Here is a 14,760-nt window from a genome sequence, read left to right as displayed (position 1 = left end):
GCTACATAATTACTTTCAGCAATTTTAGCAACAGTTCTCCCCGGTTCGATTCAAATACTTTGTCGGCCATAGTGCTGATCTGGTCGGTAAAGGATTGAATTTCGCCTACCATTTTATTAAATGCCTTACCCTCCGCTGTTTTATCGCCTTTAGTATCGTTTTTCAAATCCTTTAAGATAACAAGCACCGGGTTGATCTCTTTCTGTTTGCGCATCATAGCGATACGGATAGCCCATTTCCAAACGTCCTTCTCGGCAACAAAAAACTCTTTCCTTTCACCCGCCACTACTTTTTTATAAATAATGCCATAGTCCATCAGTTGACGCAAACTCATATTGGCATTTCCCCTTGATATTTTCAGGGCTTCCATGATATCGTCTGTTGATAAAGCCTTATCAGATACCAGTAGCAGAGCCTGCACCTGTGCCACCGATTTGTTAATTCCCCAGTCACTGCCCAAGGCGCCCCAGGTGTCAATAAATTTTTGCTTGGATTGTTCTACTGCATTCATGTTGGTTGTTTTGTGATGTAAAGATATTTAAATTTATTAAACTTTCAATATTTATTGAAAATAAAATAAGTTTATTGCTCCGATGCTTATTATGATCAGCACTGGAGCAGTGTCGTCGTGGAATCCGTTAGCAATCGTGAATTAAGATAAAGGAGTGGGGTTAAAATTGAATTTCTTCGAGCTTGATATTAGAAAGTGTAACAGGAGCGAGCCCATTGTTGCCTAGGGAAAAAACGAGATTGGCCTTGGCATCGGTGCGCGCCGGCGTAAAAACATACTGGTAATTTTCTTCGCTTTTGCTAATGCTGAATTGTTTAATTCCATAAACCAGCCATGGAGCGCTGCTCTGCTGAAATGCAAGGGAGATATTTCTATCGTTATCAGAAGCAGCATTGAAGGCGAGGCGATAAGTTTTTCCAGCTTCTATGGAAGTATTATGCCGCATCAGCTGTATATACCAGGTTTGTGTTCCCGGCGAAGAAATAGTAACAACTGCTTTACCATTGCTGATGCCGAGGGTAGAAGCTGCCGATGCATCATTGTCATAAAGTTTCCAGCCATCAGCCTGTGGGTTCAAAAAGTTACTGGTGTAAAGATTGATAAAAGTAACAGGTGTAGGAGCAGCCATTGTATCCGACGTAAGCGCGTTTACCAATCCCGTATTGTAAGTGTTTTTTGAGGGGTCATAAATGCCAAATCCCGAATTAAATTCCCAATAGTTCCAGCTGAATTGTTGTTGCTCAAAATAACGGGCCATGAAACGGGTCCATTTGATGCGCGAGTCCATGTCTGCAGTACTGTAAGCACCAAATTCGCCAATATTGACGGGAATGTTTTTTATTTTGGAGAACTCAATGGCCGCTTTGAAATCATCTTTTACTTCCTGCCGGTCCAGTTCGGTGTCTTTCCAGCGGGTACCCAGCCATGCATCAGATCCTGCTGTCCAGCTGGCACCCTGGTGGGTAAAGTGAAAGGGACTATAATAATGGATCGTAAGTATTAAATGTTGATCCTGCGGAACTAATAATTTGTCCAGGGCACTTACACCGCCCCACTCGGCAAGTCCTAATAAAACGGTTCTTTGCGGGTTGGTTTCACGTATGATTTGCAGTGCTTCTGCAAAAAAAGTGTTCCACCTGCCCGCATTAAGATTGCCATGCGGCTCATTCAGCACTTCAAACAAAAGGCTATCAGGGTAATCTTTAAAAGAAGAAGCTATTTGTTTCCACTGGGACAAAAACATCGGTTTTAATTGGTCTGGACGAGCGTACAGGCTATCGTGGTGGTGCATATTAATAATAACATGTAGCTTATTTTTCAGCGCTTCATCTACGGCCGATTTAATTTTGTTCAGAAAGGCATTATTAATGGTGTAAGGGGGAGTGAATTGAGCGCGATCCGGCATTTCCCAACGTATAGGCAGCCTAACACTGGTAAATCCTTTAGAAGCAATTTTTTCGAAATCGGCCGGTGTACTTTCTTTTTTATCCCAGCTGGATTCCCAGGTATTGCCGAGGTTAATTCCCCGCCCTAACCGCTGGTTGATGACGGCTGCAGATGCAAACTGCCGCTCCGGTGGTTTTGGGTTTTCAGGTACCTGGGCCAGTGTATTTTTATTACAGGCATAACTATTTAAAATTACCGGCAGCAAGTAAAAAACAGCAAATATCTTTTTCATTTCGGTGAGGGCATTGTTTGTTTGTAATTTAAATCCTTTTCGCCGAAATTTTCTGTCATTATTTGATCGGTTTTTCAATGCCACTCATCTGCAATACTTAATAATCCGTTGTAAAAACAGCACTTATTCGCCCTTATTTTCTCTATTTTTGGCGCATGCAATCATTTGAGGATTTATCAAAGAAGTTTTCGGCGCATTTCGACCGTTCCCATTTCCCGGAACAGCCTGCCAGTTTGTACGAGCCCAATAATTATTTCCTTTCTCTCGGGGGAAAACGTTTCAGGCCGGTTCTATGCCTGATGGCAAACGAAATGTTAGGAGAAATACATCCGGATGCCTGGCATGTTGCCACAGCTATCGAGCTGTTTCATAATTTTACTTTGATTCATGACGATATAATGGATAAGGCGCCATTGAGACGCGGTCAGCCAACCGTTCATAGTAAATATAATGAGCCTACGGCAATCCTCGCAGGCGATGTAATGCTGGTAAAAGCCTATGATTATATAACCAAACTCAATCCTGAGTTTATTCCACGCATTCTTACGCTCTTCAATAAAACGGCTGCGGAAGTATGCGAGGGACAACAATATGACATGGATTTTGAGCTGCGTGATCATGTTTCTTACGAAGAATATCTGCATATGATCACTCTTAAAACGTCTGTTTTGCTGGCTGCCAGCCTGCAAATGGGCGGTATATTGGGAGGTGGTAGCCTGGGAAACCTGGCTTTATTATATGAGGCTGGCAAAAAAATAGGACTGGCTTTCCAGATGCAGGATGATTACCTCGATGCTTTTGGTGACCCGGAAAAATTTGGTAAGCAACCTGGTGGCGATATTCTTTCCAATAAAAAAACCTTCCTGCTGATACAGGCCCTTGAAGTGGCTAATGCGGTTCAGAAACAGGAACTGCAGGAACTGTTAAATGGAAATGCCACCAATAAAGTAACCCGGGTATTGCAGCTATACCGCGAATGTAAAATAGATGAATGGGCTATCGCCCAAAAAGACCTCTTCCTCAACGAGGCTTTAGGTTATATTGAAGAAATAGCGGTGTTGGCTAAACGAAAACTGCCGCTAAAGGACCTGGCATTGTTGCTGGTGAAGCGTGATTATTAAAAGTTTGATTTTGAGGTATAGTTTTTTAATTTCAACCTAAACCAAAAACTTTAAAGCATAACAATGTCTATACTGCGAAAAAAGAAAATTGAAAATATATTAAAAGACGCGGCAGAAGGGTACGGTGATGGACATAATGCCGGGTTGAAAAAAATACTGGGTGTAAAGGATCTTACTTTTTTAGGGATTGCCGCAGTAGTGGGCGCGGGTATTTTTTCCACCATTGGTGGTGCTGCTTTTAATGGGGGACCGGGTGTTTCGATACTTTTTATTATTACGGCTATTACCTGTGGTTTCTCGGCGCTTTGCTATGCCGAATTTGCCAGTAGGGTGCCGGTTTCAGGTAGTGCTTATACCTATTCTTATGTGAGTTTTGGCGAAGTAGTAGCCTGGATCATTGGCTGGGCGCTGATCCTTGAGTATGCCATTGGTAATATCGTAGTGGCTATTTCCTGGAGCGGCTATTTTAATAATTTACTGGAGCATGTGTTTAATATTCATCTGCCGGACTGGATGCTGGTCGATCCACAAACTGCTATACAGGCTTTTAATAAGGCAACTGCCGAATTACAGCAAAATGCGGCCAACCTCTCACCCAAAGAAATCGCCAGCTATCAATTTGCTATTAAGGCTTATAACGAGGCGCCACGGTTTGGTGGCGCGCCGGTGTTTTTTAACCTGCCTGCTTTTGTCATAGTTTGCCTCGTTACCTGGCTGGCCTATATAGGCATTAAAGAGAGTAAACAGTCTGCGAATTATATGGTGATCTTCAAAATAGCGGTGATCATTTTTGTAATTGTAGCGGGCGCTTTTTTTGTAGATACCAATAACTGGACTCCCTTTATGCCCAACGGTTTTGAAGGTGTTTTGAAAGGTGTTTCGGCTGTATTTTACGCCTATATTGGTTTTGATGCTATATCTACTACAGCAGAAGAATGTAAAAATCCTCAGCGGGATTTACCCCGCAGCATGATCTATTCGCTTTTAATTTGTACGGTTCTTTATATTGCTATAGCATTAATATTAACCGGTATCGAAAGCTACAGCAGCTTTGACGGGGTGGATGATCCTTTAGCTTTTGTATTTGAAAAGCGTGCGCCCTGGATTGAAAAGATTATATCGGTAAGTGCCGTTGTGGCAACCACCTCGGTATTATTGGTGTTCCAGATCGGCCAGCCCCGCATCTGGATGAGCATGAGCCGCGATGGCTTGCTGCCGAAAGTCTTTCAGAAGATCCATCCTAAATATCAGACGCCCTCTTTTTCAACCATTATTACCGGGGTAATTGTAGGCGCAGGAGCGTTGTTCCTGCAAAGCGGCCTGGTAACAGACCTTACCAGTATTGGAACTTTGTTTGCGTTTATATTGGTATGCGGTGGTGTGCTTTTGTTGCCGCCCATGCCCAAACAGCCCGGGAAGTTTAAGATACCCTATATCAATGGGAGGGTCATTATTCCCGCTTTGTATGTTTTGTTTGTATACCTGTTCAGAGACCGGCTAATCAGCGCAGTTGAAAACATTGGTACCGAAGCCTATCAGGAGATCTTATTTTTGATATTTCTTTTAATAGCCCTGATCATCACTATCAAAACAATGCAAAAACAGTATTCATTAATACCGGTTATGGGTGTGTTAACCTGCATGTACCTGCTAATAGAAATTCCGGCCATCAGCTGGTTCTGGTTTTTTATTTGGATGGCTTTAGGATTGGTGATCTACTTTTTATACGGGTACCGGCATAGCAAGTTGGCGGGAAGAAAATAAATTGTATCTATTCCTCAACAGGTAGCAATCTCGGTGCTGCTTATTAGCAATTTATAGTATCAGGAATTTTGTATTACAATCAGGCAATCTATATCAGGTGTGCCGCATAGCGGCAACATGTTATTATTAGCTGACTACATATTTAGACGCCCTTTGTTATCCTGTTTGCAATTCTGTATATCGTATCTATTGTTCCTTACGAAAGGAGCTCGTAGGTCTTATTCAGAACCGGTCTGTTGTCATTGATGGGCCGCGTAGCGGCATCATATCAATAGAATTTTGTTTTGATCATTGATTAAGCCGCATAGCGGCGACATATTATTATCCGCCGAACGCATATTAAATACCCCTACCATTCTGTAGATCCTTTTTATTATTATAATTCCGTAGGACGAAATGAGTTTTTGTAGCATTTATCCAGAACCAGGCGGGCTGTCATTGATGTGCCGCGTAGCGGCATCATATCAATAGCCCATTGTTTCGGTCACCGGTTAGCCGCATAGCGGCGACATATTATTGTGTGCTGCGGGCAATTGAATGCTTGTCATTTGTTCGACATCCTGTGAATCGTTTATATTGTTGTTATAATTTGTCAGGATGAAACGGGTTATTCTAGGCCTTTATTCAGAGCCAGACAGGCTATTATCGCCGTGCCGCGTAGCGGCGGCATATTGTCAATGCTTTCATACAACTGCAATGCGCCTTGCCGTAGGGACTGACATTCTGTAAATCCTGTTTATGTTGTAATTTTGCAGGATGAAACGGATCAGACCGATCTTTTTTCAGATAAAAATATCTTTGAGTAGTTCAGACCATTAAAATAATAAAAAATTTACTGATGAAATATCAGGTAGGAGATAAAGTATTAGTGCTTCATTCCGATGAAGAGGGAGAGATCGTAGAATTTATCAATAAAAATATGGCGATGATAGAAGTGCGCGGTGTTAAATTCCCCGTACACCTCGATCAGGTTGATTTTCCTTATTACAAACGCTTTACACAGCAAAAAAAAGGCAATCCCCAACCCGCGCCTAAAAAATATGTAGATGATATCCGGAAGGAGAAACCGGAAAAAGAAGAACGGATAGAAAACGGCGTTTGGCTCAATTTTTTGCCGGTAATGGATACGGATGAATTTGGTGATGAATACGTAGAAAAGCTGAAAGTATACCTGGTAAATAACAGCAAGGCGGTTTATAAATTCGACTACAAGCTGACCTTTTTTGGAGAAGCTGACTTTGAGCTCAAAAACAGTATTCAGCCATTTGAGAATTTTTACATCCACGATGTCGATTTTTCTGATATGAGTGACAGCCCGGCATTTGAATTCGATTTTTCATTACCGGTGGCTGAGAAGGGTAAAGCAGACCATTTTGAGAGTGTTATTAAATTGAAGCCGAAGCAATTATTTAATCGAATAGAAGAGCTGAAGAAAAAAAATGAAGCTTCTTTTTCATACCAGGTGCTGAATAGATACCCGGATAAAGCTCCGGAAGAAATAAAGCTGCCGCTGGATAAGCTGGCCAGTAAAGGCTTCAAAATTTATAGTGCCAAAGAAGCGCGTAAGCACCTCGAGCCGGCTCGAAGCGTGGTCGATCTGCATATAGAAAAACTGGCGGATAACCATGAGCGAATGAACAATTTTGAAATGCTGACCTTGCAATTAAAAACCTTTGAAAAGTTTTATGACCTTGCGGTGGCGCATATGCAGCCTACCTTGGTGGTCATTCATGGAGTAGGGACAGGAAGGTTAAGAGATGAGATACATGATGCGTTAAGGTTAAAGAAAGAGGTAAGCTATTTTGTTAATCAATACGATTCCCGTTACGGGTATGGCGCAACCGAAATATTTTTTAAATATTAGATAGTCCATGGTCCATTGTATATCGACCATGGGCAGTTATCTTTGCAGCGTTACAAGCCGGGTTATCGCCTTTTTATAAGGGAGGAAAGTCCGGACAGCATAGGGCAGCACACCGGTGAATAGCCGGGCTTCGCGTTAAGCGGGGATAGAAAGTGCCACAGAAAATAACTACCTGTATTTTACGGGAAAAGGTGAAAATGTGAGGTAAAAGCTCACGGGAATATTTAGTAATAAGTATTTTGGGTAAACCTTGTGTGCTGAAATGCCATGTAAACCCCGATCTTTTGCCGGCCCGGCAAAATGTTGCAAAACTATCGGGGAGGGTAGGCAGATTGATTCCGCAGGGTAACTTGCGGAACAGATAAATGATAACCACCTTGTCATACTGAGCCTGTCGAAGTATGATAAAGTACAGAATCCGGCTTACAGGCTTGTAACTTTATATATGTTTAGTCTTCGTTACCTGTTGATTCCCTTAGTTTTGTTCAAAACATATTTCGTGCGACATCTTCTTTTTATTGGAATATTTATAGCTACTTTTTGCAGCAGTTGCAATATCGCCAAACAAACTGCTAAAAGCGACGAAGGAGTTCCCCGTATATCATCACTGAATTTTTTAGATGAATATGTGATTCCTTATGATCTGCACCTGCAGAATACCTGGGTAGGAGGTTTGTCGGGTATTGATTATGATGTTGCTGAAAACAGGTATTTTATTATCAGCGATGAGCGTTCGGCAACAAGCGCTGCAAGGTTTTACACAGCAGCAATTGATATCAACAATTATAAAATTGATTCGGTAAGATTCCTGTCAGTTGAAACCTTAAAGAATGCACAGAATGATACATTCCCTGCTTTGAAGATTTTGCCCGAACATGCGGCAGATCCGGAGTCTATCCGGTACAATAAAAAAACAAAAACACTGGTTTGGAGCAGTGAAGGTGATAAGGCCATTCGTAGTAACCGCATGGTATATCAAAATCCATGGATCTATGAAATGGACCTGAAAGGCCGGTTTAAAGACAGCTTCCTGGTCCCGGCTAACCTGCATATGTATAAAGGCGATAGCGGAGCGAGAGAAAATGATGTTTTGGAGGGATTGAGCTTTTCCCTTGATTACCGGTACCTGTGGGCCAGTATGGAAGGCGCTATTCACGAAGATGGACCTCTGGCAACGGCTTCCTATGCTAATGCACCGGTTCGCTTTACAAAGTTTGATGTTACAACTAAAAAGGCAATTAGGCAATATGGCTACTTATTGGATGCGATAGCAGCAGAACCCATTCCCGCCACAGCTTTTAGCATTAACGGCATACCCGAAATATTAAATATCGGGGAAAACCGGTTTTTAGTATTGGAGCGCTCGTTTTCTACTGGTGTGGAGAATTGTGTTATTAAAATATACCTGGCTGATTTTTCTAAAGCAACAGATGTGAGCACTACAACGAGTTTGTATAGGAATACAAATTATAAACCTGCTGTTAAAAAGCTGCTTTTCAATTTTAATTCTCTTGAAAGATACATTGATAATGTAGAGGGTATAACATTGGGTCCTGTACTACCTAACGGCCATCGTTCACTGATATTAGTGGCTGATAACAATTTCAATATTAAAGAAAAGCAACAGGTTTTTTTGTTTGAAATAATACCTTAAACTTTCCCTAAAATCCGATTAATTTCTATTTTTCTTTCACAATTTTTTTGCATTGCAACTGTAATCATTTGTGCTGTTTTTGCGTCTAATAGGTGTAACAATACTTTAGAAGATGAAAAGAGTAGCGCTGTTGGGTATAGTTGCAATATTAGCTCTTATTGTTTCTGGTTGTGGTCCTACAGCACATATAGAAAAAGCCAGGAACGTTGACTTTGGTGATTATCAAACTTTCGCCTGGGCGCAAAGGAATGAGCGGGGATTGAAAGCCGGAATAGCCGAACAACGTATAAAAGACGCGGTAAGTGCAGAATTGATCAGGACGCAGGGATGGAAAGAAGTGAAGCGTAGCCCGGATGTGATATTGAGTTATGATGTACTGGTTGAGAAAGGAACGAGAGTAGCTTCGGAACCGATGTATTCCTGGGGAGGTTTCAGAACTTTTTATAATCCCTACGCCAGGAGGTTTTACAGGGTTTATTATCCGCAAAGGTTTGTAGGCTATGATAATTATAATGTGCCTACAAGAGAAGGTACGATAACCATCACAATGGTGGATGCCCAGAGCGATGAAACCATATTACAGGGTTGGGCAACTGACGAATTAAATGACAGGAGGATAACATCCCGCGAGGTGGACCGGATCGTAAATGCCATCTTTAAAAAATGGCGGGAAGAGAAAGGATAAAAAATTAGCGTAGTTTGGTTTGGTAGTTATAAGCAAGGGCCCCCGTTTTCGGGGGCTTTGCTATAGTATGGAGTTATTTTTCGGCAAGCGCCTCGCTATCAAAACGTACACCCTCCCAACCCCATTGCATAAACTGCCTGATGTTTTGATGATTGACAGCGTTGGGCGTTGCAACAACATCATCGTAATGTTCAGCAAACAACTTTAATGTATCGGTTTCTGATAATTTATTCAGCTGTGCGAAGCGCAGCACCTTTGCACTGCCCTGATTTTCTGAAGCTGCATTCAGTTGCTCACCATTTTTAAAAGCTGCCGGTGTATGGGTGTAATGCGCTTCAATAAATTGAAGTATATCAGAAAATTTAATTTCCTTGTTGTTGAGTTGTGATAAGAGCAGGTCTATTTCCTGTTTTGATATGGCCATATGTATCAAGTTTTTACTTTAAATAATTATTGATTTTTATTTTTCCGTGCTTCAAGCTCTTCTGTAGCTTTACGTAAATCATAACCTGCTGCTGCAAGGTAGTTATTGGCCCTGCCTCGGAATTTAATAAACCATTTCGCACGGTTTTGGGCGGTAGCTGCATTCATCGCGTTTTCCCTTGCTTCTTTTAAATAAGCGATCACCTGGCTTTTTTGTTGCTCCGACAGGTTGGGTAACAAAGCAAGATAATGGTTGTACTCCCGTTGTAGTCCACCTTCGGTCATCAGGTCTTTTAGCTTTTCAGTTTGCTCAGGGGTAAGCAAAATAGACAATTTACCTAAAAAAGCCGCATACAATTTATTTAATTGTCCATTGGCTGCATCCCAGGCGGTTCTGGCGCGACTATCGGCCAACTCCTTATTGGCGGTTTGCCCGGCGTCCTGCATTTTCTTTCTACGGTCGTCAAAAATAACTTGTAATGCTTTCAGGTGATCAGTTAATAAGGTTTGCACTTGCTGTCGCTTTGATGCATCCGCCAGGTTCAGCTGGTGCGTGAGTTCATTGGCGCGGGTTTCGCTGTCATTTGTTGAGACTATCTCCGTATTAACTGTTGTATGCTTTTGACTTATAGAGGGCTGGCTCATGCCCAGGGCCAACAAAAGCAGGCTGGTATATTGTTTCATTTTTGTAATTAATGGCATCTTCTTTTCCAAGGAAACATATCGTTTTTAAAATAGATGATCACGAATTTATTTGAAAACTCAGCCGTGTTGCGAGGAGAAGAGAATTTTATAGCAGATAGTAAAAAAATACAGGGCCTGGGCAGGGGCTGTTGTGCAGGATGGCATGGTATAAAGTTTGTCTCAGAATAATAAGTAAAACTTTAAACCAATGATCAATAAAAATTGGATATCCCGGAGAAAAGCTATTCTGGGCGTCGGCACAGGCGTAGCCGCAATGGCTATGAGTACTGCCTGGGCTGAAGAGGAAGCGCCTTCGCAGCATTTTATGCTAAGCCTGGAAGATCCCAGGTCTAAGTATCCCAAACCCCCATTTAAGGAGCAGCATCAGGATTGGCCTGCGCTGGCTAATAAGATGGAACCCAGGCCCGACCATGGAGAAAAAACTTATAAAGGGTCGGGACGCTTGGCAGGTAGAAAGGCGTTGGTAACGGGTGGAGACTCGGGCATGGGGCGTGCTGCGGCTATTGCTTACGCCAGGGAGGGCGCCGACGTAGCCATTAATTACCTGCCGGCAGAAGAAAGCGATGCAAAGGAGGTGATGGAATTGATTCGTAAAGAAGGACGGCGTGCGGTGGCCATTCCGGGTGATTTGCGCAGTGAGGATTTTTGTACACAGTTGGTGGCAAAAGCGGTACAGGAGCTGGGCGGTTTAGATATTCTGGTAAGCAATGCAGCTCGTCAGCAATCACATGAATCTATTGAGGATATAACCACTGATCAGTTCGACTGGACCATGAAAACCAATATTTATGCGCCTTTCTGGGTTATAAAAGCTGCATTGCCGCATCTGAAGCCGGGCGCCTGTATCATTGCCACCACATCGGTGCAGGCAGAAGATCCTTCTCCTGAGCTCTTTGATTATGCGATCACCAAGGCGGCCACCACTAATTTCGTCCGGTCGTTAGCTAAGCAGTTAGGTCCAAAAGGTATACGCGTAAACGGTGTTGCGCCCGGACCTATATGGACACCGTTACAATTGGGCGGAGGGTCTAAACCGGAAAAATTAAAAACATTTGGAGAAGGTACACCGTTAGGTCGCCCCGGGCAGCCCGCAGAGCTGGCTTCTATTTACGTTCAGTTAGCTGCAAGCGATGCCAGCTATGCTAACGGGCAAATTTATGGAGCAGCGGGAGGGGGCGGGCATCCTTAAAGGGAAATAATGCACAGTAAATGCCAGTGAATAAAAAGGCCAGCTGAAAAGTTTGCTTCCGGTAGTGTGTACAAAGACTATCGAACCTGGCAGCCTGGAGGAGATTTGGGTATAGGCAACTTTGGCATTTGAGCTGCAGCAACAGCGCGTGCTTCTATAAGAATCATGGCTTGCCATACCGATAAAGTTGTTGATTGGTAAACATCTGAAATAGTAGCCAGGCAACATCGCTTTATTTCATTACCAATTCAATCCTATAGTCTTTCAGCACGGCTTAAAAGTAGCATGCCGAACCAATTGCCCATAGCCGTAGCTATTGCCAGGGTACTCTATGCCTCTATAATATTGTAGAAAAGCCGCGGGCTGCAATAGGCACACCTGTTGTAGACATACAACCACCAACGGGCAAAAAAAGACCGCTAAAGCCAAAGGGGCAATTCAAATTTGGCCTATGCTATAGTTCCTTTTATAGATCCTTTTGAGCCTGTCGGGAAATCTTCAGGGCGATCGCATCAATTCCTCTTTGTTTGAAACAGAATATATCACTGCTACGCAGCTCAGATAACTAACAAATTATTATGGCAGCTATTCATACGATGCTGCTATGCGGCAATGATCACCATAATAAAAGCAGCATCGCTGCGATATAGTAATGATTCATGCATCCGCCCGAGATATCTCTACTATTACCGAGACGCCTCCCCGTCCCTGCCCGTCCGGTCAGGCGGGCACTTCGGACGGCATGACTTTAGCGAAAATTTGAAATACACCCAAGTCAATCGGCCTGGTTTGATCAGGAATCCTTATTTTAGAGATTCCAAATCGGTAATAACGATAACTCAATGGCACTACAAATTTAACTGGTAATGCAAATGCCGGCCGATTGATTAAGTATCCCGTAAAGGCAGGTAATTAGTGCTGTTCATCAAAATAAAATATACTCATGCTGGTAATTAACAACTTCGAAGAATATAAATCATATCTTGGTAAAGAGATGGGCTCCTCTAACTGGCATAAGATAGATCAAACTCAAATCGACAGGTTTGCAGACGCCACACTGGATCACCAATGGATTCATGTGGACAAGGAAAGGGCTGAAAAGGAAGGGCCATTTAAAGTTACCATTGCACATGGTTACTTAACATTGTCGTTAATTCCATATTTGTGGAAACAGATTGCTGATGTCCGCAATCTTAAAATGGAAATTAATTACGGTATAGAGAATCTTAAATTTGGCCAGCCCGTTTTGGTAGACAGCGAAGTTCAGTTAAAGGCTAAGCTTAAATCGATAATTGACCTGAGGGGAACCACCAAAGTTGTTATAGAAGCCATCCTTAATATCAAAGATCAGGCAAAACCTGCCTATGTGGGCGATGTGGTATTTTTATACCACTTTCAATAGTGAAATGCCGGGCATAATACGCTGACAATGCTGTGAACATAAAAAGTGCAGGAGGCTGTCTGTGGTTTGAAAACAAGACCACTCTTTGTTGGCATTTGACAACCTGTTAAAAAAATACATGTAATTGCCGCATGTAATAACAATGTCTGCGAAGAGCAGATTGTTTTATAGGGGTCTGAAAAAGAATGCACCAGCTAAAAACTGATGCAGTTTGAAATTTTAACACTCAAGGCTTGCTTTAAACATAGAAGACAGCCCTTGTTAGCAAATAATCATTTACCGGGTCCCAGGCACTATAATACCTGTGAGTAATCCTGCAAATAATATAGCTGGTCTTTTTTGGCAGCTATTTTATCTTGCTTGCTTTACTTCAATGGCTTCCAGCCCTCTTGATGTGTCGCGTGTAGTGTAAGTTACCTGGTCGCTGGCATCAATTTGATGTATAAGCCCGCTTTTATGTACAAAAATGTCTTTACCGCCTTCAAGTGGTGTTATAAAGCCAAATCCTTTTTCGTCATTGAAAAATTTTACTGTTCCTTGTTTCATAATTGTCTATTTTAAGTATTAATTGATAAATGTATAAGCTATTCCTTTTTTACCGGCTCTTCCGGTACGGCCAATCCGGTGAATATAGGCTTCCATAGTTTGGGGTAGCTGGTAATTGATTACGTGAGTCACATTCTGTACATCCAAACCTCTTGAAGCAACATCAGTAGCGATCAATACCCGCGTGTGGCCGGTTTTAAATTGCTGGATGGCTTTTGTACGATAATGCTGCGATTTATTGCCATGTATCACATCTGATCTAACGCCTCTTCGTGCCAGTTGCTTATTGATATTATCTACCGTTCGCTTGGTTTCAGCAAAAAGCATTACTTTCTCAAAGCTGTCACCGCTCAATAGGTTAAACAGCACTTCCATTTTGTTTTCATTGGGCGCCACTTCCAAAACGTTTTGCTCTACAGTGCTGCTGGCGCTTTTGCCGCTACTCACGTTTATAGTAAGAGGGTCTTGAACAAGCTGGCGGATCAGTGTTTGCTGTGAAGCATTAATAGTGGCTGAAAATAACAGGGTTTGCCTGCGCGCACGGGTGAGGGATGCAATAGTGGTTACATCGTTGATAAAACCCATATCAAGCATACGGTCAAACTCATCCAATATCAGCACCTCTATTGCGTTCAGATGCAGGGCCTTCCTGTTTACCAGATCTAACAATCGTCCTGGTGTAGCAATGATCAAATGATTCTTTGCGCCTGCTCGGGCAATATCGGCGTTCACGTTGGTGCCGCCAATAAAACACGCAGCGCGAAATTTCATGCCTGTCGTTAGCGCTTTAAATTCTTCAGCAACCTGTTGGGCCAACTCTCTCGTGGGTACCACCACCAGGCCTGTTCTATTTTTGTTGTGTAATAATTGTTCAATAAAGGGTATCAGAAAAGCGCCTGTTTTGCCTGTACCTGTAGCCGCAATACCAATGATATCTGCGCCTTTAAGAAGGGCGGGTATAGCGCGCTCTTGTATCTCTGTCGGATACCTGTAACCTTTGTTTTGTATATTTTGCTTCAACAGTTGATGAACCGGCATATCCGAAAAAGCCAATGTTGCTTCAAAGCCGGCTGATTCCTGCATTGCAGGCCGTACCTGCAGTAAAGCGGGGTCCATCGTTTTTATTTTCTTTTCACCGGCTGTACGCGGCTGCTTATTGTTCTTTTTATTTTTTGTAATGTATTTCATTAGTTTATTTTTATGATTGATAAAGCATCT

The 14,760-nt window shown here is 42.5% G+C and carries 13 protein-coding genes and 1 other RNA gene; 8 read left to right on the top strand and 6 right to left on the bottom strand.

The genetic code is table 11. From position 1 onward, the window contains the following. Nucleotide 1: 1 nt before the first annotated feature. Nucleotides 2–511 carry a GbsR/MarR family transcriptional regulator gene (locus tag U0035_RS04555; RefSeq protein WP_114788863.1) on the bottom strand — a complete coding sequence of 170 codons (510 nt, stop codon included), beginning with the start codon at nt 509–511 and terminating at the stop codon, nt 2–4. Between the two features lie 160 nt (nt 512–671). Beyond that, entirely contained in the window at nt 672–2,189 is a 1,518-nt protein-coding gene (locus U0035_RS04550) for a cellulase family glycosylhydrolase (protein ID WP_114788862.1), read from the bottom strand. A 155-nt stretch (nt 2,190–2,344) separates the two neighbouring features. On the opposite strand from U0035_RS04550, the gene U0035_RS04545 reads away from it, so the two are divergent. The 6 genes from U0035_RS04545 to U0035_RS04520 all read left to right on the top strand — a co-directional run bounded on the left by U0035_RS04545 (nt 2,345) and on the right by U0035_RS04520 (nt 9,277). Beyond that, nucleotides 2,345–3,310: a polyprenyl synthetase family protein gene (locus tag U0035_RS04545; RefSeq protein WP_114788861.1), complete on the top strand. Its 966-nt coding sequence runs from the start codon at nt 2,345–2,347 to the stop codon at nt 3,308–3,310. Nucleotides 3,311–3,373: 63 nt separating this feature from the next. Continuing rightward, nucleotides 3,374–5,074 (top strand): amino acid permease, encoded by a 1,701-nt coding sequence (locus U0035_RS04540; RefSeq protein ID WP_245957540.1) that lies wholly within the window; start codon nt 3,374–3,376, stop codon nt 5,072–5,074. Nucleotides 5,075–5,912: 838 nt separating this feature from the next. After that, nucleotides 5,913–6,938, top strand: a complete 1,026-nt coding sequence (locus tag U0035_RS04535; protein ID WP_114788859.1) for a Smr/MutS family protein — start codon at nt 5,913–5,915, stop codon at nt 6,936–6,938. Nucleotides 6,939–6,987: 49 nt separating this feature from the next. Beyond that, nucleotides 6,988–7,380: RNase P RNA component class A (rnpB, locus tag U0035_RS04530), an RNA gene on the top strand. A 57-nt stretch (nt 7,381–7,437) separates the two neighbouring features. After that, entirely contained in the window at nt 7,438–8,592 is a 1,155-nt protein-coding gene (locus U0035_RS04525) for an esterase-like activity of phytase family protein (protein WP_162817718.1), read from the top strand. Nucleotides 8,593–8,704: 112 nt separating this feature from the next. Next, the gene (locus tag U0035_RS04520; RefSeq protein WP_114788857.1) at nt 8,705–9,277 is read left to right on the top strand and encodes a DUF4136 domain-containing protein; all 573 of its coding nucleotides are present in this window, start codon (nt 8,705–8,707) and stop codon (nt 9,275–9,277) included. 73 nt (nt 9,278–9,350) lie between these two features. On the opposite strand, the gene U0035_RS04515 is transcribed toward U0035_RS04520, so the two are convergent. Beyond that, complete coding sequence (locus U0035_RS04515) at nt 9,351–9,701, bottom strand: HopJ type III effector protein (RefSeq protein WP_114788856.1); 351 nt, start codon at nt 9,699–9,701, stop codon at nt 9,351–9,353. Between the two features lie 26 nt (nt 9,702–9,727). Continuing rightward, nucleotides 9,728–10,384, bottom strand: a complete 657-nt coding sequence (locus U0035_RS04510) for a DUF3826 domain-containing protein (protein WP_162817717.1) — start codon at nt 10,382–10,384, stop codon at nt 9,728–9,730. Between the two features lie 208 nt (nt 10,385–10,592). Between U0035_RS04510 and U0035_RS04505 the strand changes: the two genes are divergently transcribed. After that, on the top strand, nt 10,593–11,594 hold the full coding sequence (locus U0035_RS04505) for an SDR family oxidoreductase (RefSeq protein ID WP_114788854.1): 1,002 nt from the start codon (nt 10,593–10,595) through the stop codon (nt 11,592–11,594). 943 nt (nt 11,595–12,537) lie between these two features. After that, nucleotides 12,538–12,996 carry a MaoC family dehydratase gene (locus U0035_RS04500; protein ID WP_114788853.1) on the top strand — a complete coding sequence of 153 codons (459 nt, stop codon included), beginning with the start codon at nt 12,538–12,540 and terminating at the stop codon, nt 12,994–12,996. Nucleotides 12,997–13,347: 351 nt separating this feature from the next. On the opposite strand, the gene U0035_RS04495 is transcribed toward U0035_RS04500, so the two are convergent. Together U0035_RS04495 and U0035_RS04490 are read right to left on the bottom strand one after the other, a co-directional pair. Next, nucleotides 13,348–13,542 (bottom strand): cold-shock protein, encoded by a 195-nt coding sequence (locus tag U0035_RS04495; protein WP_114788852.1) that lies wholly within the window; start codon nt 13,540–13,542, stop codon nt 13,348–13,350. Between the two features lie 18 nt (nt 13,543–13,560). Beyond that, nucleotides 13,561–14,730, bottom strand: a complete 1,170-nt coding sequence (locus tag U0035_RS04490; RefSeq protein WP_114788851.1) for a DEAD/DEAH box helicase — start codon at nt 14,728–14,730, stop codon at nt 13,561–13,563. Nucleotides 14,731–14,760 lie beyond the last annotated feature (30 nt).

The sequence above is a fragment of the Niabella yanshanensis genome (assembly GCF_034424215.1).
Classification (GTDB): Bacteria; Bacteroidota; Bacteroidia; order Chitinophagales; family Chitinophagaceae; genus Niabella; species Niabella yanshanensis.
This window is presented reverse-complemented; position numbering and strand designations above follow the sequence as displayed.

What these genes read in the sequence shown, in the direction of transcription:
- U0035_RS04555 (WP_114788863.1), bottom strand. Translation starts at nt 511, where the DNA reads ATGAATGCAGTAGAACAATCCAAGCAAAAATTTATTGACACCTGGGGC.
- U0035_RS04495 (WP_114788852.1), bottom strand. Translation starts at nt 13,542, where the DNA reads ATGAAACAAGGAACAGTAAAATTTTTCAATGACGAAAAAGGATTTGGC.
- U0035_RS04520 (WP_114788857.1), top strand. Translation starts at nt 8,705, where the DNA reads ATGAAAAGAGTAGCGCTGTTGGGTATAGTTGCAATATTAGCTCTTATT.
- U0035_RS04540 (WP_245957540.1), top strand. Translation starts at nt 3,374, where the DNA reads ATGTCTATACTGCGAAAAAAGAAAATTGAAAATATATTAAAAGACGCG.
- U0035_RS04500 (WP_114788853.1), top strand. Translation starts at nt 12,538, where the DNA reads ATGCTGGTAATTAACAACTTCGAAGAATATAAATCATATCTTGGTAAA.
- U0035_RS04490 (WP_114788851.1), bottom strand. Translation starts at nt 14,730, where the DNA reads ATGAAATACATTACAAAAAATAAAAAGAACAATAAGCAGCCGCGTACA.
- U0035_RS04510 (WP_162817717.1), bottom strand. Translation starts at nt 10,384, where the DNA reads ATGAAACAATATACCAGCCTGCTTTTGTTGGCCCTGGGCATGAGCCAG.
- U0035_RS04545 (WP_114788861.1), top strand. Translation starts at nt 2,345, where the DNA reads ATGCAATCATTTGAGGATTTATCAAAGAAGTTTTCGGCGCATTTCGAC.
- U0035_RS04535 (WP_114788859.1), top strand. Translation starts at nt 5,913, where the DNA reads ATGAAATATCAGGTAGGAGATAAAGTATTAGTGCTTCATTCCGATGAA.
- U0035_RS04550 (WP_114788862.1), bottom strand. Translation starts at nt 2,189, where the DNA reads ATGAAAAAGATATTTGCTGTTTTTTACTTGCTGCCGGTAATTTTAAAT.
- U0035_RS04515 (WP_114788856.1), bottom strand. Translation starts at nt 9,701, where the DNA reads ATGGCCATATCAAAACAGGAAATAGACCTGCTCTTATCACAACTCAAC.
- U0035_RS04505 (WP_114788854.1), top strand. Translation starts at nt 10,593, where the DNA reads ATGATCAATAAAAATTGGATATCCCGGAGAAAAGCTATTCTGGGCGTC.